We start from the raw sequence: 21884 nt of genomic DNA, 5'->3' as shown, positions 1-21884 counted from the left end.
GCCGCACCCCCTTTGAAAGTAGAGAAAAGAAAATTAAAGGGTCACTTGGCGAGTTCCATCATTTCCTGCCAGGTCTTGGCGTTCCTAACTGCCCCAATTCCGTCCTGATCCATGGGAGCCGGAACCTTGATCACGCCGGTGGTGATCTTGCCCTGAAGCTCCTTGACGGCGTCCCAGATCCAGTCGGGAACCTGCTTCCTGGTGTCCTCGAGGTACTGCCTCAGCTCGTCCCTGCTGTTGAAGCCGAGATCCTTGAGCTTCTGCTGCTGGGTGTCCTCGGGCAGGGAGTCAAACATGGCCATAACGTCGTCAACGGTGCTGAGGCCAACACCGTCCTCCTTAAGGCCAAGCTCGACTATGCCACCCTTGAAGTTGCCTTCGACGGCGTCTTTGACGGCGGTGTAGACACCGACATCAACGCGCTTCATCATGCTGGCTATTATGACGCCCGGCTTGATCCAGTCCTGGGCCGAGTCAACACCGATGGCGAAGGGCGGACCCATCTTCTTGCCCTGGGAGTCAAGGACCTCTCCAACCGCATCAAAGACGCCGAGTCCGGTTCCGCCGGCGACCTGGTAGATAACCCAGGCGCCCTGGGCGAGCTGGGCCCTCGCCGCCGCCTTACCCTTGGCGGCGTCGCCGAAGCTTCCGGTGTACTGGTAGATAACGTCCACGGTAACGTCCTTGCCCTCCTTCTGCTTGTAGTAGTCCTCGGCCCACTTAACACCGAAGCGGTAGCCGGCCTCAAACTTGTAGAGAACGGGTATCTCCATTCCGAGAACGATGCCGACCTTGTCCTTGCCGTCGTTGGCCGCTATGAGGCCAGCGAGTGCACCGGCAAGGGCCGATCCCTCGTTCTCCTTGAAGAGGATGCTCATGACGTTGTCTTTGTCAGGGATGTAACCATCGATGATGGCGAACTTCTGGTCGGGATACTCATCCGCGACCTGCTTAACGGCGTCGGTCATCATGAAGCCCACGGCTATGATAACGAGGTACTTCTTCTGGGCGGCAAGGGTCTCGAGGTTCTTAACGTAGTCGTCCTCGCTGTTGCTCTGGAGCTCAACGAGGTCGAGGTTGAAGTCCTTCGCCGCTTTGCTGGCACCGAGGTAGGCCATGTCGTTGAAGCTCAGGTCACCCCTCCCGCCGACATCATAGACGATGGCGATGGCGCCTTTGGTGGACTCCTCCCCACCGGGGGATATACAGCCGCTGGCCACGACACTGAGGGCCATGAGGCCTATTAAAAACAGACTTAACCATTTCTTCATGCTAACACCCCACGAGTTTTCAAAGGTATAACTCCAGACGGAATATATAGTTTGCGGTTACAGAAAAACCGAAAATTTGAGAAAGGATTTTAACCACCCGGTAAAAGTTTTTTGTGATGACCATGCTGAAGAAAATAGCCGAACTGAACTCGGGAGCCGTTTTAATAACTGGAGACGGGAAGAGGCTTGCGAAAATATACATCAATGCCTGGAGCAAGGACGGCAGGCGCGTGCTTGCTGAATACCTTCCATTCCAGGTGAACGGTGACGTCTACATCGGCCCACCGTTTGAGAGTGACGACTTCGATGTGTACCTGATAATCAATCCCCTCTCGCGCTCAAAGGCCGAGAGAGAAAGGCTCCAGAAGTGGCTGGGAGAGCACATGGACAAGCTCATCCTGCTGTACGAACACAAGTACGTGAAGGATTCGATAACGCGCTACAGAATCAAGGACTTCATTGACTATCTAATCGCATACAAGAGGGAAACCGTCGGGTTCGAAAGGGTCGATGTGATGCGTCTGGAGGACGGGCGAATAGTCGAGAGCAAAACCTACGTCAGGAGGTACTGAATGGCGCGTGCGGTTTATAAACTCCGGGGATGAGACACCCCCGCCCGATGACGAGTGGCTTCGGGTCTGAGGTGTGATGACACCAGCTATCGCCGAGGGCACTTCATAATAATTATCATAATAATTATATAGGCTTAAGTCGCTCGCTCATCAGGTGGTGAAGATGTTCGGAAAACTCCGGGAAAAGCTCAAGAAGTTCACAAAGACCGTTGAAGAGAAGATAGAGGAGGAAGAGAAGACCCTTGAAAAGGGGACTCCAGAGGAAAAAAAGGGGTTCATTGAAAAGCTCCTCCAGGTTGAGATAAAGGAGAAGGACGTTGAAGAGGCACTGGACGAGCTGGAAATTGAACTTTTGGAGGCGGACGTTGCCCTCGAAACCGTGGAAGCCCTGAGGGAGAAAATCAATGAGAATCTCGTTGGGAAGAAAGTTCGCATCGGAACCAACAAAGGCAAGCTCATTGAGGACGGCCTCAGGGAGGCGATACTGGAGATTCTAACCCCCGAGAAGAAGATAGACCTCATCGAGCTCATCAAGTCCAAGGAGGAGAAACCCTTCGTCATAGCCTTCGTGGGCTTCAACGGCTCCGGAAAGACGACCACCATAGCCAAGCTCGCCCACTGGCTCAGGAAGAACGGTCTCGGCGTCGTCATAGCCGCGAGCGACACCTTCAGGGCTGGAGCGATAGAGCAGGTCGAGGAGCACGCAAGGCGCGTCGGCGTCAAGGTCATCAAGCACTCCTACGGAGCAGATCCAGCTGCGGTTGCCTACGACGCGATCCAGCATGCAAAGGCCAGGGGATTGGATGTCGTCCTCATAGACACCGCCGGGAGGAACGAGCTGAACAGAAACCTCATGGACGAGATGAAGAAGATAGCGCGCGTAACCAAGCCGGACCTGGTGATATTCGTCGGCGACAGCCTTGCCGGCAACTCAGTAGTAGAGCAGGCGAAGCAGTTCAACGAGGCGGTTAAGATAGACGGCGTAATCCTCACCAAGCTCGATGCTGACGCCCGCGGCGGTGCGGCTCTGAGCATAAGCCACGCGATTGGAGCGCCGATACTCTTCGTCGGCGTTGGTCAGGGCTACGACGACCTAAGGCCCTTCGACGAGAAGTGGTTTGTGGAGAGGATTTTTGGAGAGGGGTGAATCATATACTCACTGCTAGACCCATGCGCACCACAATCGAGACGGCGATGAAGCTCAGGACGGCTGGGACCGTCCGGAGAGCTCCTCCCTTCTTTTCGATTTGAGCCCCCGCAACTTTTGCAAACACCCACTGGAGAAGGGGCGAGAGGATTAGAACGGCCAGCAGAGCAGTTTCTTCTTGGAAGGTTAAGAGCGCGGTACCGATGAGCACGGCGACTCCAGCGGAGCCCGAGAGAATGGCGGTTTCCCTCCAGGTTCTCCAGAGCGAGAGAACCGTGAGAAGGACGAAGGAAGCGCAACGGCTAAGAAGAAGACCGGGGAGGGAGAGAACTCGAAGGAACAGGCGGGAGGGCTTCTCGACCAGCAGAGGGCCTTCACGTAGTCCTCTCGCGGGACGGCAAAGGCAAGTGCGAACTCGACGATGGGGAGCAGGAATGGCATGACTCGTCTCATGGTGCTTCCCCTTCCATCAGCAACTGACCGCAAGCCCGCCGAGTATTATCGTAAGCACAACAAAACCCGGCAAAAAGCCCTCGATAGCGAGCAACGCCTTCTCCCCTTTTCCTTCCCCGAGCACAGCACCAACGCCGACGGAGATGACGGGCAGGGCCAAGAGAGAACTATCGGGGTTTATGAGGGAGACGAGAACCACCAACAGAACGGGCACTCCAATCGCGAGACCCGATTTCTTTAGGGTGGCTTTCTTGAAGAGGAGATACAGGGCGAGCAAGACGAGAGCGGGGAGGAGAACGAGAATAACAAAAGTTAATGATGGTGAGTACTCCCTCCAGCATTTGATGACTCCACTGCTCAGATGAATCATTCCGCCTTTGATGTAGTAGTCGTCCAGCTGGGGTGCGTTGTATGCGAGGAAAAGCTCCCACGCCATTGCTGAGGCAAGGACAAAAATGTGAAGTTCTCTGAGTTTCACAGGCTCACCCCCATACTGGCTGGATTTTCAGTTTATACTGCTCCCGATGTCCGCCCACACCATAATGCAGAGGATGAACGAGGTCATGAGCGACGTCGCTACCCACACTAGTTTTTCTTCCCTTGTTGGGCACTTCATCTTCCCACAGAAGGGGCCATACAATACTGCCGATGTAACTATGGGGCTGGCAACGGGAATCCAAGACTTTTCGAAGAGGTAAAGGAGCAGAAGCGTTACTACGACAACGGCGAGCGAAAAAGTTCCAAACGTTATGAACTCACTCCATTTTTTCCAAAGGCCAAGAGCAATTGAGACTATAAACGGCGCTATCACGAGGAGAATGAACGCTGGTGATGGGCTGAAGTGAAAAGTGTATATTGGATACGGATGCCTCTGAAGGCAGGAAACCCCGACGTAGTACTCCCGTGGAAGTAAAACCATCAGCAGGAACTCCCAATGCTGGAAAGAAGAAAGGGTAAAGGAGAGGGCTGAGTTTCATGGGTTCACTCACCCCTTATTAACACCATACGGCTGTGAGTTCAGCCGCTATTATCATACCTATTATAAGGCTTGGTAGAAAGCCCGCAATACTGAGTAGCACTTTTTCCCACTTGTCTTTCCCAACTACTCCACCAACCGCAGCCGAGACAACAATCAGAACCAATAAAACACCCGGTCCTGTAGTTTTAAAATAGATAACAATCACTGACAAAACAGGCAACCCTATTGAGAGTGCCGATTTCTTTAGGGCGGGCTCCTTAAACCAAAGGTATAAGATAATCAGGACGAGTGTAGGGAGTAGGACTAGGAGAACAAACTCTAATGAGGGGGAGTATTTGCTCCAAGAAATGCAGGGTCCCCCTGTCCCACCTGTCCAGTTCTCAAAAAAAATTGTGCCTTTCTCAACATAATACTCACTGATGGCCCGACTATTATAGGCAAGTACAAGCTCCCACGCCGTTGCTGAGACGAGGACAAAAATGTGGAGGAGGGGGCCCTCTGAGCCTCACCACCACATCACCTCACATAAGGGAAATTGAGTCAGCGAGTTTTTTGATGTCCCTCTCATTACCTCTGGCGAGGAGCAGGTACAGGTTGCCCTGGTCTCTAACCTTAAGCACGAGCAGGTAATTATTTCCCTTCCTGAAAATCCAACCCTTGAAAAGACCTCCGGAAAGCTCCCTGACGGCGGTATAGCCCGAGTCCTTAAGCTTGGAAATGTAGGCGTCCACGATCTCACTGGGGGGTTCCTTATACTTGAGCCGAAATGCTTCGGTTATCTTTGACTTCTCCGGCGTTTCCCCGTAATTCACCTTGGATATTATTGCCGTTTCCTCCAACGGATACAAGTAAACGGCCATGTGGAGGGTTCCGGAGAGCTCAACTCCTTCAACGTTCAGGCCGGGTGCTATAATCCCAGTCCAGTTCTCGGAAACGCCTTCCAGGGATTTAAAGTAGCAGGCGGGCTTTTCAAGGGGCCACGACGCCGTTTTCAAAGCCAAAAAACCCGGGGAGCACGTGTCGGGGGCTTCCGTTTACAACCTCATCCAATGTTATTCCCCCGAACTTGTAGCTCGGCGGGAACCCCGGCCCGCTGACGATGGGAGGCTTAACATCGCTGACGTTCACAGGCACCGTTGAGAAGCACTGGCTTTTTTCTGGATGTTGAGAGACTTTCGCGGCAATCAACGCCAATGTGACAACCAACAACAGGAAGACAATGTGGAATTTCCTCATTAAGCCCCCTCCATCTGCAGTAAATACGACATCCTTTGTTATAAAATTCTTCTATACCATTATTGATATGCCATTCCACACCATAATGCAGAGGATAAACGAGACTATGAGTGACGTGGCTATCCATACCAGCCTTTCCGCTCTTTTTATAGGGCCGTCCAGTCTTATACATGGGAGGCTATACAGGACCACCGAGACTATTACGGGCACGAAAAAGGAAATCCATGACTTTTCGAAGAGATACAGGAGGATAATCGTTACTAAAACAACGACAAAGGAAGGAACTCCAAATGCTACGAGTTCGTCCCATTTCTTCCAGAGACCGAGGATAATTGAGATTAAGAACGGTGCCGTCACGAGGAGGACGAAAGTTGCCGACGGGCTAAAGTGAAAGCCGCAGATTGGATATGGATGTATCTGAAGGCAGGATGCTTTAACATAATATCCTGGGGAAAGTAAGATCATGAGCAGGAACTCCCATGCAGGGAAGAGGAAAAGATAGAGGAGCGAGCGAAGTCTCATGAATTCACCTCCTCTTAGGAATTACCTTCACGAGGTGAGTATCTGAGCCCCAGTTGCCCCACGCGAGATAATGCTCGCTCATGTCCCACCCATCATGGATCACTACGTAGTCGATGGTGTAGCTGTTTCCAACGTACCCAACTATAACCACGCTATGGTTTCCATATGCTTTTTGTCTATCCACTGCAATTCCACCATTGTCTAACTGGAGTAGGGCAGGTCTGTGGGCGTTAACTTCATCAATGACATCATCCGCGTTTATGTATGCATGCAACCAGCACAAACCCCATGTGCATGTTGGCTGTGCATCGTAACTGTGGACGAGAGACCACGAAACAATTCCTTCGTTCTTCAGTTTTTGATATTCGCTGGCAAATGCTTCAATGCCATCACATGCATCAGGGCCCCGTCTCCCACACACGTAAGTCTGTCCGGGATTGCCTTCCTTATCAAACGTTCCCATGGTGTAGTGGAGGATATCAACCAAAGACGTCATGTACTCCTTGTATTCCTGAGTGTAATAACCGTTTTCATAGATTTCTGGGTGCTCATAATACGCTATAATCTGGGCCGCGGCAATTGGAGTGCACCCGTCCCATGCGTCCCAGGGGTCAGCGCTTGGCCCGACATTGTTTGGATAGCTAATATACCCATTTCCCGGGTCTCCAAAGTATGAGTCCTCTGTCCACACCGGAACGTTAGGTATGATTTTGGTATAAATGTCTTCTGAGAGAATCTCAACCATAGGTTCACTTGCTGAGGGAGTCTCAAAGGCTCCCCATGCGTCTGCTACACGTTTTGGAGAGAATGAGAGTCCTACAGTTTTTGGGACAGGAATATGTCTGCCGTAGATGTCCATGGCCTTTCCGTTTTTTAGCTCCACACTATAGCTTAACGCCCCGTAATAGAGCAACCTGTGCCGTTCCGTTGAAAAGCCCTTTATTCTGGTCGCAGTGATTCTTCCCAGCCTTTTGCTGGGTGCCTCGCCTTTGCTGAACTCAAGAACGGGGGGCATGTACCTCTGAGCCGCCACGAGTATGAATCCATTGGGCTTTCCGTTCACCAGCACGGTGAACTCGTAGGCGCTCTTGGTTCCGTTGGGGAAGTAGTACACCACAGGCTGGGAAAGCTTTGCGTTCTTCCAGTCTTCAAATCCGGGCAGGTTTGAAGATGCCCACTGCAGGTGTCTCTGAGCGACAGACGTGGCTTCAGCTGGCGTGACGGAACCAGTGTGGCCCTTCGGGGGAACCATGCTTAAAGCTCCAGTGAGGCTACTCAAAACTAAAACCGCAAAAAGGACTGCAAATGCCATCGTCCGCCACTTCTTCAAGGGAACCACCAGTGGATATATTCTCCAATACACTTAATAAATCTTGTGTGGACAAAAGTTAATAAGTCGGCACATTACTCTTCCCCAAACTAAACTTAATGAATACAATTGCATACTATAAAACGTAAAGATGTATTAAAGGATTAAAAGTTTGTATAGGTTCTCAAAGTCCACCCGCGCGGTCATATCTATGTTTATTGGGGTCACGCTGACCTTTCTTTCAACCTTGAGGGCGTAGGCGTCAGTTCCGGGCTCGAACTCCCGGCATTTCCTGCCGACTATCCAGTAGTACGGGTTGCCCTTGGGGTCTATGCGCTCCTCGACCGTCGGTCGGTACATCCTGTGGGCAAGTCTCGTGGCGGCTATCTCAGTCTCGGGCGTCGCATCGTCCGGAACGTTCACGTTGAGCATGTCGACGCCTTCGGGAAGACCATCCCTTAGAACGGCCCGCGTAACCTTCCTCAGGAAGTGCGAGGCTATGGAGAAGTCAACCTCGCTCCCCTCGCCGAACTTATACTTCTCCCTGCTGACTTCAAGGCTTATCGCTATGCTCGGAATGCCGTTGGTGGCTGCCTCTATAGCGGCTGAAGCTGTTCCCGAAACGGTTATCTCAGTGCTGAGGTTCTCACCGAGGTTTATCCCGCTTATGGCGAGGTCGAAATCGGTAAAGCGTGCGAGGGCAAAGATTACGCAGTCCGTCGGCATTCCATCTATGCCGTAGGCTATCTTCGCCCCGGGGACGTCAACGAGCTTGGCCCTGAGGGGACGGTGAAGGGTCATGGCCCTTCCGCTGGCACTCCTCTGGAAGAGCGGCGCGACCACGTAAACCTCCCCGAGGTCTTTCACAGCTTCGACAGCCGCCCTCAGGCCCCTGGAATAAATCCCGTCATCGTTCGTGATGAGGATTCTCATTCTCCTTCCCTCAAGTCATCAACCTTTGAAATGGCGAGCAGTCCCTCCTTGGGTGCAACTTGAAGGAGATCAGAGTCAAGGCTGACGATGCCGTCAAGACCGTAGTACTTTGCGGTTGCGAGGATTAGGGCGTCGCTTGGAAGAAGGCCGTATTCGGCGGTAAATTTAATCGACATGAGGGCAATCTCATGAGTTGTATCGAGGAAATTCGTCGAACTTAAAATGGGCAGAACCTGATGAATAAACAGCATTGCGGTCTTCTTAACATCCTCCCTATTCCTTTTGAGGATCCAGTAGCCTCCAATATTTGAGCGCAGGTATGTGAAAAGAACCTCGTTGTAAACTGTCTCGTTTGTGAACAGTCTAAACTCGCCATCTATTACCGTAGATAGGAGTGTCGATGCATCTGGATTTCCTTTAATGTACTCGACGAAGACGTTGCTGTCAAGGAACAAGCTCATCATACATCTCCGCCTCCAGCTCCTGCCAGGATTTGGAGGTTTTCATGACTCCCTTGGCCCTTTTTAGGGCCTCTTTTTTGTCGATCTTGCCCAGTAGAATTGCCAGCTGAATATCAAGCCATATCGGATCCTCGTTCTTGTGGCGGGCGATTATCTTTTCAACTTCCTCCATCTTCTCACCGAAATAGAACTTAACCCGAACCGATTTAAACCTTCCCTCACCTTTAAAAACCCTAACTTCCAGCGAGGCTTAGGTGAGAGAATGACATACTGGACGAGCGAGGACAACGTCGCCGGAAAGCCCGGAACGGCACTCTTCATAATCCTGCCCACGATAGGTTGCTATCGCTTCAGGATCAACCAGGCCTGCTACATGTGCGCCTACCCAACGGCCGCACCGAAGGTGAAGTGGAGCCAGGAGGCGATAGTGGACTACGTTAGAGAAGCCCTTAAGAAAATCAAAGGCAAAAAGGGACCCTTCGCGGTTAGAATGTTTACCTCCGGTTCGTTCCTTGACAACGGGGAGCTTAAGCCCGAAACGAGGAGGAGAATCTTCGAGATTCTGGCCGCTCTGGACGAGGTCAAGGAGATAGTGATAGAGAGCAGGAGTGAGCTGGTCCGCTACGACGCGGTTAAAGAGCTGGCCGAAATAGTCCCCGATAAACACTTCGAGGTGGCAATAGGCCTTGAGACGGCAAACGACGACATCGCCGATGTCTCGATCAACAAGGGCAACACCTTTGAAGACTTCGTTAAGGCTGCAGAGATAACTCGCAAAGCCGGGGCCAAGGTCAAGACCTACCTCCTGCTGAAGCCCATCTTCCTTTCCGAACGCGACGGGGTAGAGGACGCCAAGGAGAGCATAATAAAAGCCGAGCCATACACCGACACCTTCTCGATAAACATCACCGACATCCAGAAGGGGACGCTCTATGAACGGCTCTGGGAGAAAAAGGAGTACCGTCCGCCGTGGCTCTGGAGCGCGGTCGAGGTCCTTATCTGGGCGAAGAAGCGCTTCCCGAACAAGAGGATCCTGAGCGACCCAGTGGGGGCTGGCTCAAGGCGCGGTCCGCACAACTGCCTCACGGACTACGACCGGACCATAGGAAGGGCGATAAAGAAGTTCTCGGCGACGCAGGATTTGAGCCACATCGAGAACCTCAAGCCAGAGTGCCGCGAGAGATGGGAGTACATAATTGAGAACGGCCTCCTCGACTGGCAACTGCTGACGTGGTGAAGTTATTTCGCTTTTGAAAGAATTTTCATGCTTTCTTTTCGCCGGCCTTATAACGTCTCTCGTGATTCTTTGATGCTCATTTATGAGCCCTCACGAAAGCTTTAAATGTTGACAAACGTAAAAGGGCTTAGCAAATCGCGGGTGATGCTTATGGCAGATGTCGAAGGGAAAACCGTGGTTGAGAGGTCTGACTACCTCGTTACCGGCAAGGCGGAAGGAATCGTTGAAATCGACGTGGACACTTTTCTGTGCAAGGGCTGTGGCATTTGCGTCGAGATGTGCCCGAGAAAAGTGTTTGAATGGAGCAAAGAGCTCAGCGAGAAGGGCGTCCACTATCCGGTTCCGGTTAATGCTGAGAAGTGCGTCAAGTGCAAGCTCTGTGAACTGCTCTGCCCTGACTTCGCCATCGCGGTAAGGTGGTGAGCATGATTATTCGTGGAGACGAGCCTGAACAGCTCAGGCTCATTAGAAAGCTCTACAAACCGGGCAACTACTTCATGCAGGGCAATGAGGCTGTAGCCTATGGCGCTCTCTTCGCAGGGTGCCGCTTCTACGCGGGTTACCCGATAACCCCATCCAGCGAGATAGCTGAGACTATGGCAAGAGAACTGCCGAAGCTCGGCGGCTACTACCTCCAGATGGAGGACGAGATAGGGAGCATAGCCGCGATGGTCGGCGCCTCATGGACCGGGTTTAAGGTTATGACCGCCACTGCCGGACCCGGATTCAGCCTCATGCAGGAGAACCTAGGCTATGCCGTGATGACCGAAACCCCGCTCGTTCTTGTCGACGTCCAGAGGAGCGGCCCCTCAACCGGACAGGCCACGAAGGGAGCTCAGGGCGACTTCTTCCAGGCGAGATGGGGAACGCACGGGGACCACCCAATCGTTGCCGTTTCTCCAACGAGCGGGCAGGACGCCTTCTGGGAGACCATAAGGGCCTTTAACATCGCCGAAAAGCTGAGAACTCCAGTTGTGGTGCTCTTCGATGGGGTTTTAGCTCACACCAGGGAGCAGATAAAAATTCCGGACATCGAGGAAGTGGAAATTGCCTACCGCAAGCTTCCACAGAATGAAGAAGAGGCAAGGCTCCCCTTCGGCGACCCCCACGGGGACGGCGTTCCGCCGATGCCTCTCTTTGGCCACGGCTACTTCACCCATGTCACCGGTTCGACCCACAAGGAGAACGGTTTGAGAGATGTTTACACCCCCGAGGTCCACGATAAGCTCGTGAGGAGAATCCACCGCAAGATCGAGAAGAACCGCGAAGTTTACGAGAAGTACGAGGAGCACTTCACGGACGATGCCGAGATACTCGTCGTCAGCTGGGGCGTTAGCGCTCGTCCGGCCCTTGGGGCGGTTCTCAGGGCGAGAGAAGAGGGAATAAATGTCGGCCTCTTCGTGCCGAAGACCGTCCACCCGTTCCCGGCGGAGAGAATGAGGGAGCTTGGAAAGCGCGTTAGGACAATACTCGTCGCCGAGATGAACCTCGGTCAGATGATAATCGAAGTCGAGCGCTACGTCAACGACGACGTTCTCCTCAAGGGCGTGAACAAAATTGGCGGAGTGCCTCTGACCGTTGAGGAAATCCTCCGCGAGATAAGGGGTGTTGCCTGATGGCGAAGAAGATATACTCCACCTATCCGATGGTTAAGTACCTCCGCAAGGAGGCTTTACCCACGGCCCTCTGTCCCGGCTGCGGCGGCGGAACCGTCCTCAACGCCTTCGCGAACGCGATAGACAGCCTCAAACTCGACCCGAAGGATCTCGTCGTCGTCAGCGGTATAGGCTGCTCCGCATGGATAGCCTCACCGTACTTTTTAGCCGATACCCTCCACACGACCCACGGGAGGGCGATTGCCTTCGCCACTGGCGTTAAGGTCGGCCTTCCGGACAAGAAGGTCGTCGTCATAAGCGGTGACGGTGATCTGGCGAGCATAGGCGGCAACCACCTGCTCCACGCCGCGAGAAGGAACATAGACATAACCGTAATCCTCGTCAACAACTTCATCTACGGAATGACGGGCGGACAGGTGGCCCCAACGACGCCCTTCGGCGCCAAAACCACCACCAGCCCGTACAGAAACATAGAACACCCTCTCCAGATTTCTGAGACTGTTGCTGCCGCCGGAGCGAGCTACGTTGCCCGCTGGACAACCGCCCACGTCTACCAGCTCATCGAGAGCATAAAGAAAGCCCTCCAGGTTAAGGGCTTCTCGCTCGTTGAGGTCATCTCCCAGTGCCCGGTCCAGTTCGGAAGGAGGAACAGGATGAAGGAGCCGGCCGAGATGCTCCACTGGTTCCTCAAGAACTCGGTTCCGGTTAGCAAGGCCAGAAACATGAGCCCGGAGGAGCTCGAGGGCAAGTTCGTCATCGGCGAGTTCGTCAACAGGGAGAGGCCCGAGTTCATCACAGAGCTTAACAAGCTCATAGACGAAGTTCAGGAGCACTTCGGCCTTAAGGAGTGAGGAATATGGAGCTCGCGGGCGTTGGAAAGAAAATCAGGGACGCCTTTGGAGACAGGGTGGAGGAGGTTATAATATTTGGTTCAAGGGCCAGAGGAGACTTTAAAGAGGACAGCGACCTGGACATTCTCGTAATCCTCAAAGATGAGGTTAAACCGGAGGACTGGGAGATTATAGCAGAGCTCAGCGCAAATATGACGCTTGAACTTGGGGTCTCGGTCATGATAGTGCCGCACATAAAAAGGGACAGTCTCTACAGAACGGCCAAGTCGGAGGGCATCGCAGTATGAACGACGAAATACACGCGCTAATCAAGAAGGCTGAAGAAAGACTAAATGCCACGGGCGAGCTCTTTGAGAGTGGGTACTATAGCCTTGCCATCTCCAGTGCATACTACGCCATGTTCTACTGTGCAAGGGCCCTTTTGCTGGCTAAGGGAATTACTCCAAGGAGACACGCTGGAGTCCATGCAGCGCTCGGCAAGGAATTCGTTAAAACTGGAGAGATGCCTCCGAGATTATACACAGGATATTCAAAGGCTCTGAACATGAGACACACGGCTGACTACGACGCATTCATCGAGTACACCGAAAAAGAAGCACATGAAGTTTTGGAATACGCCCGTGAGTTCTTGGAGTTTGCGAAATCCTACTTGGGGGTGTGAAAATGCAGGTTAGGTTCGCAGGCATAGGTGGCCAGGGCGTTGTCCTGGCCGGTGTCATACTCGGAGAGGCGGCTGCGATAGAGGGCCTCAACGTCGTCCAGACCCAGGACTACAGCTCCGCGAGCAGGGGGGGTCATTCAATATCCGACGTGATAATCTCAAAGGAGCCCATTTACGATGTAATCGTGACGAAGGCCGACGTTCTCGTTGCCCTCGCCCAGCTAGGCTACGACACAGTAAAGGACGAGCTTAAGGAAGACGGGCTGCTGATCATAGACACGGACTTGGTCAAGCCCGATAGGGACTACATCGGTGCCCCGTTCACGCGCCTGGCGGAGGAAAGCACGGGTCTGGCACTCACCGTCAACATGGTCGCCCTCGGCTATCTCGTGGCGAAAACCGGTATTGTGAAGAAGGAAAACGTCGAGGAGGCCATAAGAAGGAGGGTTCCCAAGGGGACCGAGGATATAAACATCAAAGCCTTCAGGGTCGGTTACGAGGAGGGATGCAGATGAGATACCCGTTTCCGGTCGGTAAGAGCGATTTCATTCAGGGGGACGAGGCGATAGCGAGGGCGGCGATCCTCGCGGGATGCCGCTTCTACGCGGGCTATCCCATCACACCTGCGAGCGAGATATTCGAGGCCATGGCCCTTTACATGCCGCTGGTGGACGGTGTGAGCATACAGATGGAGGACGAGCTGGCGAGCATGGCGGCGATAATAGGCGCCTCCTGGGCTGGAGCGAAGGCTATGACGGCAACGAGCGGCCCGGGATTCAGCCTCATGCAGGAAAACCTAGGCTACGCGATAATGACTGAAACCCCGGTCGTTGTCGTGGACGTCCAGCGCGGTGGGCCTTCAACGGGTCAACCGACCCTCGCGGCCCAGGGCGACATAATGCAGGCCATCTGGGGAACCCACGGCGACCACTCGCTCATAGTCCTCAGTCCCTCAACCGTCCAGGAGGCCTTCGACCTGACGATAAGGGCCTTCAACCTGGCCGAGAAGTACAGGACGCCGGTCGTTCTTCTCACCGACGCGGAGATAGCCCACATGCGCGAGCGCGTTTACATCCCCACACCAGGGGAGGTCGAGATAATCGACCGCAAGCTTCCTGCCAACGAGGAGGAGGCCAAGTATCCCTTCGGGGACATACACGGCGACGGCGTGCCGCCGATGCCGATATTCGGCAAGGGGTACAGAACCTACGTCACCGGCCTCACCCACGACGAGAGGGGAAGGCCCAAGACGGTCGATGCGGAGGTTCACGAGAAGCTCATACGTAGAATAATCGAAAAGCTGGAGCGCAACAGGGAGGACATCATCTCCTACGATGCCTTCGAGCTCGATGACGCCGAGGTGGCGATAGTAAGCACCGGCATAGTCTCCCGCTCGGCTGTGAGGGCCGTTAAGATACTCCGCGAGAGGGGCGTTAAGGCAGGCCTCCTCAAGCTCAACACGATATGGCCCTTTGACTTCGACATGATCGAGGAGCTTGCCGAGCGCGTGAGGAAGATATACGTCCCGGAGATGAACCTCGGACAGCTCTACCACCTCGTCAAAGAGGGCGCCAACGGAAAGGCGGAGGTCGAGCTCATAGCAAAGATAGGCGGCGAGGTTCACACTCCGATGGAGATAGTCGAGAGGGTGGTGGGCTGAATGTACCTGAAATCCGCTTACGAGATTCGCGACAAGTACCTGAGAAAGGACATGCTCCCGACGATATTCTGTCCGGGCTGTGGAATTGGCTCAGCTTTACAGTACACGCTCCGTGCGATAGACGACCTAAAGCTGAACCCGGACGAGATAGTCTGGGTCAGCGGAATCGGCTGTTCCTCCCGCGTTCCTGGCTTTGTCAACTTCGACGGCCTGCACACGACCCACGGAAGGGCCCTGGCTTTCGCCACAGGCATAAAGCTCGCCAACCCGAACCTCAAGATAATCGCCTTCATGGGCGATGGCGATGCCGCAGCCATAGGAGGAAACCACTTCATCCACGCCATCAGGAGGAACCTCGACGTAACCGTTATCCTCATCAACAACTTCACCTACGGAATGACCGGTGGCCAGGTCGCGCCGACGGCCCTTAAGGGCCTGCGCGGAACTACTGCTCCCTACGGCCAGTTCGAGAATCCCTTCGACATAGCCGATCTGGCAGTCTCGGCTGGAGCCAACTACGTGGCGAGATGGAGCGTCTTCAACTACCTCCAGGGAATCAACAGCATCAAGAAGGCACTCCAGAAGGAGGGCTTCACGCTTGTCGAGTTCCTCTCTCCGTGCCCGATAAGCTTCGGAAGGAGGAACAGAATGAAGACCGCTCCGGAACTGCTCCGCTGGTACCAGAAGATAACCGTCCCGCTCGCGAAGGCGAAGAAGATGCCGCCGGAGGAGCTCGAGGGCAAGATAGTCATCGGCGAGTTCGCAGACAGGGACAGGCCGGGTCTCGTGAGGGAGTACGGGGCCTACAAGAAGCGCGCCAAGAAGATGATGGGGTGGGAAGAATGAGGAAGGAGATACTCTTCAGCGGCTTCGGCGGTCAGGGAGTCATTTTAGCGAGCGTCATTCTTGGGAGAGCTGCTGCAGTCTACGAGGGACTCTACGCCGTTCAGACACAGGCCTATGGGCCGGAATCAAGGGGAGGAGCGAGCAAGGCGGAGGTGGTCATAAGCGACGAGCCCATAGACTACCCCAAGACCCTCAATCCCGACTGTGCAGTCTTCTTCTCCCAGGAGGCCTACAACAAGTACCTCCACACCGTCAGGAAGGGTGCCCGCATAATAGTCGAGGAGGAGCTCGTTCCCCATCGCGATAGGGAGTTCGAGAAGGACCTTGAAGTGGTCTCGCTGCCGCTCACGGAGATAGCCGAGGAAACCACCGGACTGAGCCTCACCATGAACATCCTCACCCTAGGGATCCTGACGGCCTGGACCGGCGTCGTGAGCAGGGATGCCATAGAGAAGGCCGTTCTGGATGCGGTCCCCAAGGGCACCGAGGAGATAAACCTCAGGGCGCTCCACAGGGGCTTCGAGCTTGGGGAGAAGGCAAAGGCTGGAGATCTCTAGCTCCTTTCTTTCCCAAAAACTTATCAACTCACGCTCCCATTTCTTACCATGCTCATCAACGAGACCAAGGAGAGAACGTGGCACGGGCCCGTGAAGCTGGCGGACAGCTTCTTTAAGCGCTTCAGGGGATTAATGCTGGTTAAAAACATCAACTATGCCCTCGTTTTTATCCTCCCTGCTGAAACAAAGGCCAATGCGTCGATTCATATGTTCTTTATGCTCAGCGATATAGACGTCATCTGGCTTGATTCTGCGAGACGGGTGGTGGACTTCAAAACCGCCCGGAGATGGCGGCTCTACGCCCCGAAAGGGCCAGCCAAGTATATAATTGAAGGGCCTGTGGGGCTGATAAAAACGCTCGACGTTGAGGAGGGCGATTTAATAAGCTGGAGCCCCAGCGAGGAGAAGAAAAAAGCCGTGCCGGTTAAGGTATCTTTGCCCGACGGTCTCTCCTTCGAGAAGGGAACAAATGGAATGGCGCTCACGGAGAGCGTGCGTGAGGTTAGGGTAGAGTCACGGTAGAACTGGAGGACTTAAGGTTCTTTTCATACATACAGGGCCTAAAATGAAAAAACCTTGTGGTTCACGGGGTCTTCATCAGGGCGACAAGCTCTTCAACGAGCCTTCTCAGCTCCCCTTCACGCCTCTTTCTCACCCACCTACCTTCGTCCCCGGGAGATTTAATCCTTCCTCCAGAACCCCTCCGGAGCGAGCCGGATAACATCCTTCACCGTCCCAAAGTCCTCGTCGAGGGTGGCGAGCTTATCACAGTTATACTCCAAAGCGGTGGCGAGGATTCTGGCGTCGTGAGGGAGCAAGGAGTAGTCGTGGACGAGGGTGGCAACGGTCAGCCAGTCCCGGGAGTCAGAGACAAGTAAAACATCTTTTGCGTCAAGGAGTGCTAATATGTCAGATATAACATCAGAAGCACGTCTCCTGAACTCGGCGTCGTTTCTGAGAAGCTCCTTGACCTTCCAGATTGACCTTGCGTTGTACTCCTTCTCTCCAAGCTTCCGGATAAGCGCGTAGAATAGCTCATCAACGACGGTGTCTGAAGTTAGTTTCCCTTCCCGGGACTCAAGAACATCAATGGCATATTCGGTGAGGCTGGTTTCGACAAGGTAGTTGTAGAAAACGCTTGAGTCTATGAAGATCACCTCTCATACACCTCAAGCCGGTACTTTTTGAACTCCTCAACGTTCCCCTTTCCAAACATTCCGGGTCTAACTTCCTTTTTCTTTACTTCGATAAGCTTCTTAAGTTCGAGAGCCTCTTTGAAAAGATGAGAATACAGCTTTAACATCCGTTCTGACGTAGCCTCTGACATCCCGTTCACCATTTCTAACTTCCACACGGGAGATAAAAACGTTTCTCAGAACTCAAACTCCACCCCGTTCTCCTCGCCCTCCCAGAGGACTATCCTGTGGAGCCTTACGCCGTCAGGAAGCCTTTTCTCCACCTCTCCCGCTATCCAGAGGGCGATGTTTTCCGTGGTGGGGTTTTCGAAGAGGGCGTTCAGGTTTCTGTGGTCGAGCTTCTCGATGATTTCATTCATAATCCCCCTCAGTTCGAGGAAGTCCATCACGTAGCCGTTCTCCAGTGGACCTTCGACGGCCACCTCAAGCCTGAAGGTGTGACCGTGTATCTCCTCGGGCTTTCCGTCAATCAGGACCGCATGGGCCGCCTCAAATTTGAAGCGCTCGATGATTCTGGCTTTCATGAGGGTCACCGCACTTCATGGATGCCATCCAAACTAAAACCTTTGGGCAGAGATTATGCATAACTCAACATATTTTGAGCAACTGAAAATAACCCACCGTAATGTTTAAAACCCGCAGGTCTTATAAGGCTCTGAATCCATTGCCGGACGGTGGTTAAAATGGTCAGGTACATGGTGACGTCAGCCCTTCCTTACGCTAACGGTCCGATTCACGCGGGACACCTGGCAGGGGCATACCTTCCAGCGGACATCTTCGTGCGCTACCTCCGACTGAAGGGCGAGGAGGTGCTCTTCGTCTGTGGAACCGATGAACACGGGACGCCGATAACATTCCGCGCGCTCAAGGAGAACAGGAGCGCCAGGGAAATCGTCGACGAGTTCCACGAGCACATAAAGACGACCTTCAAGAGGGCCAAGATAAGCTTCGACTACTTCGGCAGAACCGAGCTTCCGGTTCACTACCGGGTAAGCCAGGAGTTCTTCCTCAAGGCTTTGGAAAACGGCCACCTGGTCAAGAAGGTCACCAAGCAGGCCTACTGCGAGCATGACAAGATGTTCCTCCCGGACAGATTTGTGATAGGCACCTGCCCATACTGTGGCGCCGAGAACCAGCGCGGCGACCAGTGTGAGGTCTGCGGCCATCCACTGACACCGGAGATACTCATAAACCCGCGCTGCAACCTGTGCGGCAATCCAATCACCACAAAAGACTCCGCCCACTACTACATCCGGATGCAGGACTTCGAGGCGCGGCTGAAGGAGTGGGTTCTCAGCCAGGAGCACTGGAAGCCCAACGTCAGAAACACCGTCCTCGGCTGGATTAATGAGGGCCTCGAAGAGAGGGCCATGACGAGGGATCTCAACTGGGGCATTCCGGTTCCGCTCGACGACGAGGACGTTAAAGGAAAGGTGCTCTACGTCTGGTTCGAGGCCCCGATAGGCTACATCTCGATCACCATCGAGCACCTGAAGCGGGAGGGAAGGGAGAACGAGTGGAAGAAGTTCTGGCTCAACTTCGATGGTGAGACGAAAGTTATACACTTCATCGGCAAGGACAACGTGCCCTTCCACGCGATATTCTGGCCGGCATTCCTGATGGCCTACGGCAAGTACAGGGATGAGGACATCGAGGCCGAGTGGCTTCTCCCCTATGACATCCCCGCCAACGAGTACCTCAATCTGGAGGGCAAGAAGTTCTCAACGAGCAGGAACTGGGCGATATGGGTTCACGAGTTCCTCGATGCCTTCCCAGCGGACTACCTCCGCTACTACCTCACGGCCATAATGCCCGAAATGAGGGACAGCGACTTCAGCTTCGCCGACTTCAAGAGCAAGATAAACGAGGAGCTGGTAAACAACCTCGGAAACTTCGTTCACAGGGCGATGACCTTCGCCAACCGCTACTTCGATGGAGTCGTGCCCGAAAGGGGCGAGCTTGACGACCTTGATAGGCGGGCCTTCGAGGAAATCGAGAAGGCCTTCGAGGAGACCGGAAAGCTGATAGCTCAATACAAGTTCAAGGACGCGTTAAAGAGGGTCATGGAGCTGGCAATCTTCGGCAACCGCTACTTCGACTACCAGAAACCGTGGAAGACCGCCAAGACCGACCGCGTAAGAACTGCAACCACTGTGAACATCTCACTCCAGATAGTCAAGGCCCTTGGAATCCTGCTGGAGCCGTTCCTCCCCGATGCCAGCGAGAAGATATGGCACCTCCTCAACCTCGAGGAACTCAAGCGCTGGGAGTTCACCGAGATTCCGGCCGGACACAGGGTTAGAAAAGCCACTCCGATGTTCAAGAAGGTGACGGATGAGGACATAATCTACTTCATCGTGAACTACATAGCCCGGGGCAACCCGAAGAGCGCGAGACTGCTCCTTGAGAAGTACTACAAGCGGGACGACGTTGTGAAGGTAGCTCTAGAGCGCTTCGGGGAGGCCAAACGGGAAGAGGCCATGGCAATCCTTAAGAGCATCTACGGGGATGAAATGGGGGCTAAAGCTGAAAAGCCCGGAAAAGCCTCGAAGAAGGAGAAGGCGAAGAAAAGGGAGGAAGGTGAAAGAATGGGATACGTAAGCTTTGACGACTTCATGAAGCTCGACCTGAGGGTTGGGAAGATAATCGAGGTCAAGGACCACCCGAACGCCGACAGGCTCTACGTGGTCAAGGTCGATTTGGGCGACGAGGTCAGGCAGCTCGTCGCCGGACTGAAGAAGTACTACAAGCCGGAAGAGCTGCTCAACCACTACGTCGTCATCATAGCCAACCTCGAGCCCAAGAAGCTCCGCGGCGTTGAGAGCCAGGGAATGCTCCTCGCTGCTGACGACGGAGAGAACGTCGCCCTGCTGATGCCGGACAAGGAGATAAAACTGGGAGCAGGGATAAGGTAAGCCCCTTTCTTTTTCTCCTATTGGACTTTTAACAGGCTTTGAAATGCTCAGGATTTCAGCGTATTAACTCCTCAAGGTCTTTCAGGTCCATCATCTCGTTGCTTTTTCCCCTGATTCTTCTGGCAATGAGCAGAAACCTTTTGTCTTTCACGTCAAAGGAGTTTGCCTTTTTCTTCAGCTCTTCAAGTGCCCTTTCCGCATCCTTTCTCTTCAGCTCGCTCCACTTCACCTCGACGAAGAGCAGGCCGTCTTCAAGCTCCACAACCGCGTCAATCTCCTCCCCCTTGTGCCACCACCTTGCGACTTTTTTCTGCCCGAAGTCGAGTATCTTCATCCTTAGCATCTCCCTCACGAGCCTCTCGAACATTTTGCCGTAGTAGGCGTTCAGGCTTTTCTCAATCTTAGCCCAGACATCATCAACCATGCCAAGCTCCAAATCGGCTAAGTTGGGATACACAAAGCGGAACCAGAAGTTGAAGAAGTTGTCCCTGATGTAGTAGCGCCCCCTCTTCCTCCTTCCGTATGGGAGCTCGTAGCCAACTAGGTCGAGCCTTTCAAGTGTGTCAATGTACCTCGAGAGATTCCCCCTGTCGAGGCCCGTAAAATTAACCAGCTCCCCGAGGGTTTCGTACCCGAGGGACAGACCTTTGAGTATCAGCTTGTACGTCCTTGGTTCCCTCAGCTCTTCCCTCAGGAGAAACTCCGGCTCCTCATAGAGGACCTCACCCTTCCTCAGAACCTTCTCCCTTATGGCCTCTTCAACGCTTAAATCCTTCACGATGTCGAGGTAGAAGGGAACGCCGCCGAAAACGGCGTAAAACTTTACAATCTCCTCCATGTCCCTATCAGAAAGCATCTCCGCTATAGCTCTGATGTCAAAGGGCTCGACCTTCCACTGGCCAGTTCTTCTCCCGTAGAGCGGGCTCTTGTACTCAAGCGTTCTCTCCATCATCCCTATTGAAGAGCCGCAGAGAACGAGAAAGATTCCGGTATCCCTGAGATGCTCATCCCAGGCCTTCTGGAGAACGCTTAAAATTCCGGACTCAAGGCTCATGAGATACTGGAACTCGTCCAGAACGACGGCGACCCTCTCGTTTTTTATCTCATCGGCAAGGTAGCGGAAGAGCTTTCCGAAATCTCTCACGTCTTTGAAGTATTCTCTCCCCGTAAGCTCCGAGAATTTTTCTGCTAGTCCTTTAACGTTCTCGCCCATGGAATCGGCGGTAGCGAGGAAGTAAACGCCCTTTTTATCCTTAAGGAATTCTTTGAGGAGCATGGTCTTTCCAACCCTTCTCCTCCCGTAGATGATTATGAGCTGTGCTCCATCATCGCTCCACTTCCTTTCGAGGAACTTCAGCTCCCGTTCCCTGTTCACGAACATGGGACCACCGCTAAGAAATGATGTTGGCAAAGTATAATAATCTTTCTACAGCATTTTGGGCCATGCGGTTATTGGCCGGTG

29 protein-coding genes are annotated in these 21884 nt (G+C 53.6%); 14 read left to right on the top strand and 15 right to left on the bottom strand.

Translation table 11 applies throughout. From position 1 onward, the window contains the following. Window positions 1–41: 41 nt before the first annotated feature. Window positions 42–1271 carry a BMP family lipoprotein gene (locus FH039_RS06380; protein ID WP_139680638.1) on the bottom strand — a complete coding sequence of 410 codons (1230 nt, stop codon included), beginning with the start codon at window positions 1269–1271 and terminating at the stop codon, window positions 42–44. A 122-nt stretch (window positions 1272–1393) separates the two neighbouring features. Between FH039_RS06380 and FH039_RS06375 the strand changes: the two genes are divergently transcribed. Both FH039_RS06375 and ftsY read left to right on the top strand, forming a co-directional pair. Continuing rightward, window positions 1394–1843: a hypothetical protein gene (locus tag FH039_RS06375; RefSeq protein WP_139681702.1), complete on the top strand. Its 450-nt coding sequence runs from the start codon at window positions 1394–1396 to the stop codon at window positions 1841–1843. Window positions 1844–2006: 163 nt separating this feature from the next. Then, on the top strand, window positions 2007–2990 hold the full coding sequence (ftsY, locus tag FH039_RS06370; protein ID WP_139681701.1) for a signal recognition particle-docking protein FtsY: 984 nt from the start codon (window positions 2007–2009) through the stop codon (window positions 2988–2990). A 1-nt stretch (window position 2991) separates the two neighbouring features. Here ftsY and FH039_RS06365 read toward each other — a convergent pair whose 3' ends face one another. From FH039_RS06365 to FH039_RS06320, 10 genes are all read right to left on the bottom strand, one after another. After that, complete coding sequence (locus FH039_RS06365; protein WP_139680637.1) at window positions 2992–3201, bottom strand: hypothetical protein; 210 nt, start codon at window positions 3199–3201, stop codon at window positions 2992–2994. Window positions 3202–3459: 258 nt separating this feature from the next. Next, complete coding sequence (locus tag FH039_RS06360; RefSeq protein ID WP_139680636.1) at window positions 3460–3921, bottom strand: hypothetical protein; 462 nt, start codon at window positions 3919–3921, stop codon at window positions 3460–3462. Between the two features lie 27 nt (window positions 3922–3948). After that, window positions 3949–4362: a hypothetical protein gene (locus FH039_RS06355; RefSeq protein ID WP_240703181.1), complete on the bottom strand. Its 414-nt coding sequence runs from the start codon at window positions 4360–4362 to the stop codon at window positions 3949–3951. A 581-nt stretch (window positions 4363–4943) separates the two neighbouring features. Beyond that, window positions 4944–5417: a hypothetical protein gene (locus FH039_RS06350; RefSeq protein ID WP_139680635.1), complete on the bottom strand. Its 474-nt coding sequence runs from the start codon at window positions 5415–5417 to the stop codon at window positions 4944–4946. Continuing rightward, complete coding sequence (locus tag FH039_RS06345; RefSeq protein ID WP_139680634.1) at window positions 5392–5658, bottom strand: hypothetical protein; 267 nt, start codon at window positions 5656–5658, stop codon at window positions 5392–5394. The genes FH039_RS06350 and FH039_RS06345 overlap by 26 nt, the downstream gene beginning before the upstream one ends. 51 nt (window positions 5659–5709) lie before the next feature. Next, a complete protein-coding gene (locus FH039_RS06340; RefSeq protein ID WP_139680633.1) occupies window positions 5710–6180 on the bottom strand; it encodes a hypothetical protein in 471 nt (156 codons plus the stop codon). 4 nt (window positions 6181–6184) lie between these two features. Next, on the bottom strand, window positions 6185–7519 hold the full coding sequence (locus tag FH039_RS06335; RefSeq protein ID WP_139680632.1) for a hypothetical protein: 1335 nt from the start codon (window positions 7517–7519) through the stop codon (window positions 6185–6187). Between the two features lie 126 nt (window positions 7520–7645). Next, complete coding sequence (gene surE, locus FH039_RS06330) at window positions 7646–8422, bottom strand: 5'/3'-nucleotidase SurE (RefSeq protein WP_139680631.1); 777 nt, start codon at window positions 8420–8422, stop codon at window positions 7646–7648. Beyond that, window positions 8419–8886, bottom strand: coding sequence for a type II toxin-antitoxin system VapC family toxin (locus FH039_RS06325; protein WP_168188380.1), 468 nt, complete (start codon window positions 8884–8886; stop codon window positions 8419–8421). The genes surE and FH039_RS06325 overlap by 4 nt, the downstream gene beginning before the upstream one ends. After that, the gene (locus FH039_RS06320; RefSeq protein WP_139680630.1) at window positions 8867–9055 is read right to left on the bottom strand and encodes a hypothetical protein; all 189 of its coding nucleotides are present in this window, start codon (window positions 9053–9055) and stop codon (window positions 8867–8869) included. Before FH039_RS06320 ends, FH039_RS06325 begins: the two co-directional genes overlap by 20 nt. Before the next feature lie 90 nt (window positions 9056–9145). Between FH039_RS06320 and FH039_RS06315 the strand changes: the two genes are divergently transcribed. The 11 genes from FH039_RS06315 to FH039_RS06265 all read left to right on the top strand — a co-directional run bounded on the left by FH039_RS06315 (window position 9146) and on the right by FH039_RS06265 (window position 16833). Then, window positions 9146–10120, top strand: a complete 975-nt coding sequence (locus FH039_RS06315) for an archaeosine biosynthesis radical SAM protein RaSEA (protein ID WP_139680629.1) — start codon at window positions 9146–9148, stop codon at window positions 10118–10120. Between the two features lie 150 nt (window positions 10121–10270). Further along, the gene (locus tag FH039_RS06310; protein ID WP_139681699.1) at window positions 10271–10543 is read left to right on the top strand and encodes a 2-oxoglutarate ferredoxin oxidoreductase subunit delta; all 273 of its coding nucleotides are present in this window, start codon (window positions 10271–10273) and stop codon (window positions 10541–10543) included. A 2-nt stretch (window positions 10544–10545) separates the two neighbouring features. Then, window positions 10546–11736, top strand: coding sequence for a 2-oxoacid:acceptor oxidoreductase subunit alpha (locus FH039_RS06305; RefSeq protein ID WP_139680628.1), 1191 nt, complete (start codon window positions 10546–10548; stop codon window positions 11734–11736). Next, the gene (locus tag FH039_RS06300) at window positions 11736–12587 is read left to right on the top strand and encodes a 2-oxoacid:ferredoxin oxidoreductase subunit beta (protein WP_139680627.1); all 852 of its coding nucleotides are present in this window, start codon (window positions 11736–11738) and stop codon (window positions 12585–12587) included. Before FH039_RS06305 ends, FH039_RS06300 begins: the two co-directional genes overlap by 1 nt. Window positions 12588–12592: 5 nt before the next feature. Then, complete coding sequence (locus FH039_RS06295; protein WP_139680626.1) at window positions 12593–12874, top strand: nucleotidyltransferase domain-containing protein; 282 nt, start codon at window positions 12593–12595, stop codon at window positions 12872–12874. Continuing rightward, complete coding sequence (locus tag FH039_RS06290; RefSeq protein WP_139680625.1) at window positions 12871–13248, top strand: HEPN domain-containing protein; 378 nt, start codon at window positions 12871–12873, stop codon at window positions 13246–13248. The genes FH039_RS06295 and FH039_RS06290 overlap by 4 nt, the downstream gene beginning before the upstream one ends. Window positions 13249–13250: 2 nt before the next feature. Then, window positions 13251–13763 carry a 2-oxoacid:ferredoxin oxidoreductase subunit gamma gene (locus FH039_RS06285; protein WP_139680624.1) on the top strand — a complete coding sequence of 171 codons (513 nt, stop codon included), beginning with the start codon at window positions 13251–13253 and terminating at the stop codon, window positions 13761–13763. Beyond that, window positions 13760–14908, top strand: coding sequence for a 2-oxoacid:acceptor oxidoreductase subunit alpha (locus FH039_RS06280; protein WP_139680623.1), 1149 nt, complete (start codon window positions 13760–13762; stop codon window positions 14906–14908). Before FH039_RS06285 ends, FH039_RS06280 begins: the two co-directional genes overlap by 4 nt. Next, window positions 14909–15754, top strand: coding sequence for a 2-oxoacid:ferredoxin oxidoreductase subunit beta (locus FH039_RS06275; RefSeq protein ID WP_139680622.1), 846 nt, complete (start codon window positions 14909–14911; stop codon window positions 15752–15754). Then, window positions 15751–16311, top strand: a complete 561-nt coding sequence (locus FH039_RS06270) for a 2-oxoacid:ferredoxin oxidoreductase subunit gamma (protein ID WP_139680621.1) — start codon at window positions 15751–15753, stop codon at window positions 16309–16311. The genes FH039_RS06275 and FH039_RS06270 overlap by 4 nt, the downstream gene beginning before the upstream one ends. A gap of 48 nt (window positions 16312–16359) precedes the next feature. Then, window positions 16360–16833, top strand: a complete 474-nt coding sequence (locus tag FH039_RS06265) for a DUF192 domain-containing protein (RefSeq protein WP_139680620.1) — start codon at window positions 16360–16362, stop codon at window positions 16831–16833. Between the two features lie 158 nt (window positions 16834–16991). On the opposite strand, the gene FH039_RS06260 is transcribed toward FH039_RS06265, so the two are convergent. Genes FH039_RS06260 through FH039_RS06250 form a run of 3 tightly spaced genes read right to left on the bottom strand, consistent with a single transcriptional unit; the run spans window position 16992 to window position 18031 of the window. Further along, window positions 16992–17468: a PIN domain-containing protein gene (locus FH039_RS06260; RefSeq protein ID WP_139680619.1), complete on the bottom strand. Its 477-nt coding sequence runs from the start codon at window positions 17466–17468 to the stop codon at window positions 16992–16994. Further along, a complete protein-coding gene (locus FH039_RS06255) occupies window positions 17465–17647 on the bottom strand; it encodes a hypothetical protein (RefSeq protein WP_139680618.1) in 183 nt (60 codons plus the stop codon). Before FH039_RS06255 ends, FH039_RS06260 begins: the two co-directional genes overlap by 4 nt. A 36-nt stretch (window positions 17648–17683) precedes the next feature. Continuing rightward, entirely contained in the window at window positions 17684–18031 is a 348-nt protein-coding gene (locus FH039_RS06250; RefSeq protein WP_139681698.1) for a 6-pyruvoyl trahydropterin synthase family protein, read from the bottom strand. 159 nt (window positions 18032–18190) lie between these two features. Here FH039_RS06250 and metG point away from each other — a divergent pair, with 159 nt between their 5' ends. Next, entirely contained in the window at window positions 18191–20422 is a 2232-nt protein-coding gene (gene metG, locus FH039_RS06245; protein ID WP_139681697.1) for a methionine--tRNA ligase, read from the top strand. Window positions 20423–20477: 55 nt separating this feature from the next. Here metG and FH039_RS06240 read toward each other — a convergent pair whose 3' ends face one another. Further along, the gene (locus FH039_RS06240) at window positions 20478–21803 is read right to left on the bottom strand and encodes an ATP-binding protein (protein WP_139680617.1); all 1326 of its coding nucleotides are present in this window, start codon (window positions 21801–21803) and stop codon (window positions 20478–20480) included. Window positions 21804–21884 lie beyond the last annotated feature (81 nt).

Source organism: Thermococcus indicus (assembly GCF_006274605.1).
Lineage (GTDB): Archaea > Methanobacteriota_B > Thermococci > Thermococcales > Thermococcaceae > Thermococcus > Thermococcus indicus.
The sequence above is the reverse complement of the archived record's forward strand: the minus strand, read 5'-3'. Positions and strand labels throughout refer to the sequence as shown.

What these genes read in the sequence shown, in the direction of transcription:
- FH039_RS06355 (WP_240703181.1), bottom strand. Translation starts at nt 4,362, where the DNA reads ATGGTTTTACTTCCACGGGAGTACTACGTCGGGGTTTCCTGCCTTCAG.
- ftsY (WP_139681701.1), top strand. Translation starts at nt 2,007, where the DNA reads ATGTTCGGAAAACTCCGGGAAAAGCTCAAGAAGTTCACAAAGACCGTT.
- FH039_RS06340 (WP_139680633.1), bottom strand. Translation starts at nt 6,180, where the DNA reads ATGAGACTTCGCTCGCTCCTCTATCTTTTCCTCTTCCCTGCATGGGAG.
- metG (WP_139681697.1), top strand. Translation starts at nt 18,191, where the DNA reads ATGGTCAGGTACATGGTGACGTCAGCCCTTCCTTACGCTAACGGTCCG.
- FH039_RS06310 (WP_139681699.1), top strand. Translation starts at nt 10,271, where the DNA reads ATGGCAGATGTCGAAGGGAAAACCGTGGTTGAGAGGTCTGACTACCTC.
- FH039_RS06305 (WP_139680628.1), top strand. Translation starts at nt 10,546, where the DNA reads ATGATTATTCGTGGAGACGAGCCTGAACAGCTCAGGCTCATTAGAAAG.
- FH039_RS06250 (WP_139681698.1), bottom strand. Translation starts at nt 18,031, where the DNA reads ATGAAAGCCAGAATCATCGAGCGCTTCAAATTTGAGGCGGCCCATGCG.
- FH039_RS06275 (WP_139680622.1), top strand. Translation starts at nt 14,909, where the DNA reads ATGTACCTGAAATCCGCTTACGAGATTCGCGACAAGTACCTGAGAAAG.
- surE (WP_139680631.1), bottom strand. Translation starts at nt 8,422, where the DNA reads ATGAGAATCCTCATCACGAACGATGACGGGATTTATTCCAGGGGCCTG.
- FH039_RS06300 (WP_139680627.1), top strand. Translation starts at nt 11,736, where the DNA reads ATGGCGAAGAAGATATACTCCACCTATCCGATGGTTAAGTACCTCCGC.
- FH039_RS06320 (WP_139680630.1), bottom strand. Translation starts at nt 9,055, where the DNA reads ATGGAGGAAGTTGAAAAGATAATCGCCCGCCACAAGAACGAGGATCCG.
- FH039_RS06375 (WP_139681702.1), top strand. Translation starts at nt 1,394, where the DNA reads ATGCTGAAGAAAATAGCCGAACTGAACTCGGGAGCCGTTTTAATAACT.
- FH039_RS06315 (WP_139680629.1), top strand. Translation starts at nt 9,146, where the DNA reads ATGACATACTGGACGAGCGAGGACAACGTCGCCGGAAAGCCCGGAACG.
- FH039_RS06290 (WP_139680625.1), top strand. Translation starts at nt 12,871, where the DNA reads ATGAACGACGAAATACACGCGCTAATCAAGAAGGCTGAAGAAAGACTA.
- FH039_RS06265 (WP_139680620.1), top strand. Translation starts at nt 16,360, where the DNA reads ATGCTCATCAACGAGACCAAGGAGAGAACGTGGCACGGGCCCGTGAAG.
- FH039_RS06295 (WP_139680626.1), top strand. Translation starts at nt 12,593, where the DNA reads ATGGAGCTCGCGGGCGTTGGAAAGAAAATCAGGGACGCCTTTGGAGAC.
- FH039_RS06345 (WP_139680634.1), bottom strand. Translation starts at nt 5,658, where the DNA reads ATGAGGAAATTCCACATTGTCTTCCTGTTGTTGGTTGTCACATTGGCG.
- FH039_RS06325 (WP_168188380.1), bottom strand. Translation starts at nt 8,886, where the DNA reads ATGATGAGCTTGTTCCTTGACAGCAACGTCTTCGTCGAGTACATTAAA.
- FH039_RS06285 (WP_139680624.1), top strand. Translation starts at nt 13,251, where the DNA reads ATGCAGGTTAGGTTCGCAGGCATAGGTGGCCAGGGCGTTGTCCTGGCC.
- FH039_RS06270 (WP_139680621.1), top strand. Translation starts at nt 15,751, where the DNA reads ATGAGGAAGGAGATACTCTTCAGCGGCTTCGGCGGTCAGGGAGTCATT.
- FH039_RS06380 (WP_139680638.1), bottom strand. Translation starts at nt 1,271, where the DNA reads ATGAAGAAATGGTTAAGTCTGTTTTTAATAGGCCTCATGGCCCTCAGT.
- FH039_RS06240 (WP_139680617.1), bottom strand. Translation starts at nt 21,803, where the DNA reads ATGTTCGTGAACAGGGAACGGGAGCTGAAGTTCCTCGAAAGGAAGTGG.
- FH039_RS06280 (WP_139680623.1), top strand. Translation starts at nt 13,760, where the DNA reads ATGAGATACCCGTTTCCGGTCGGTAAGAGCGATTTCATTCAGGGGGAC.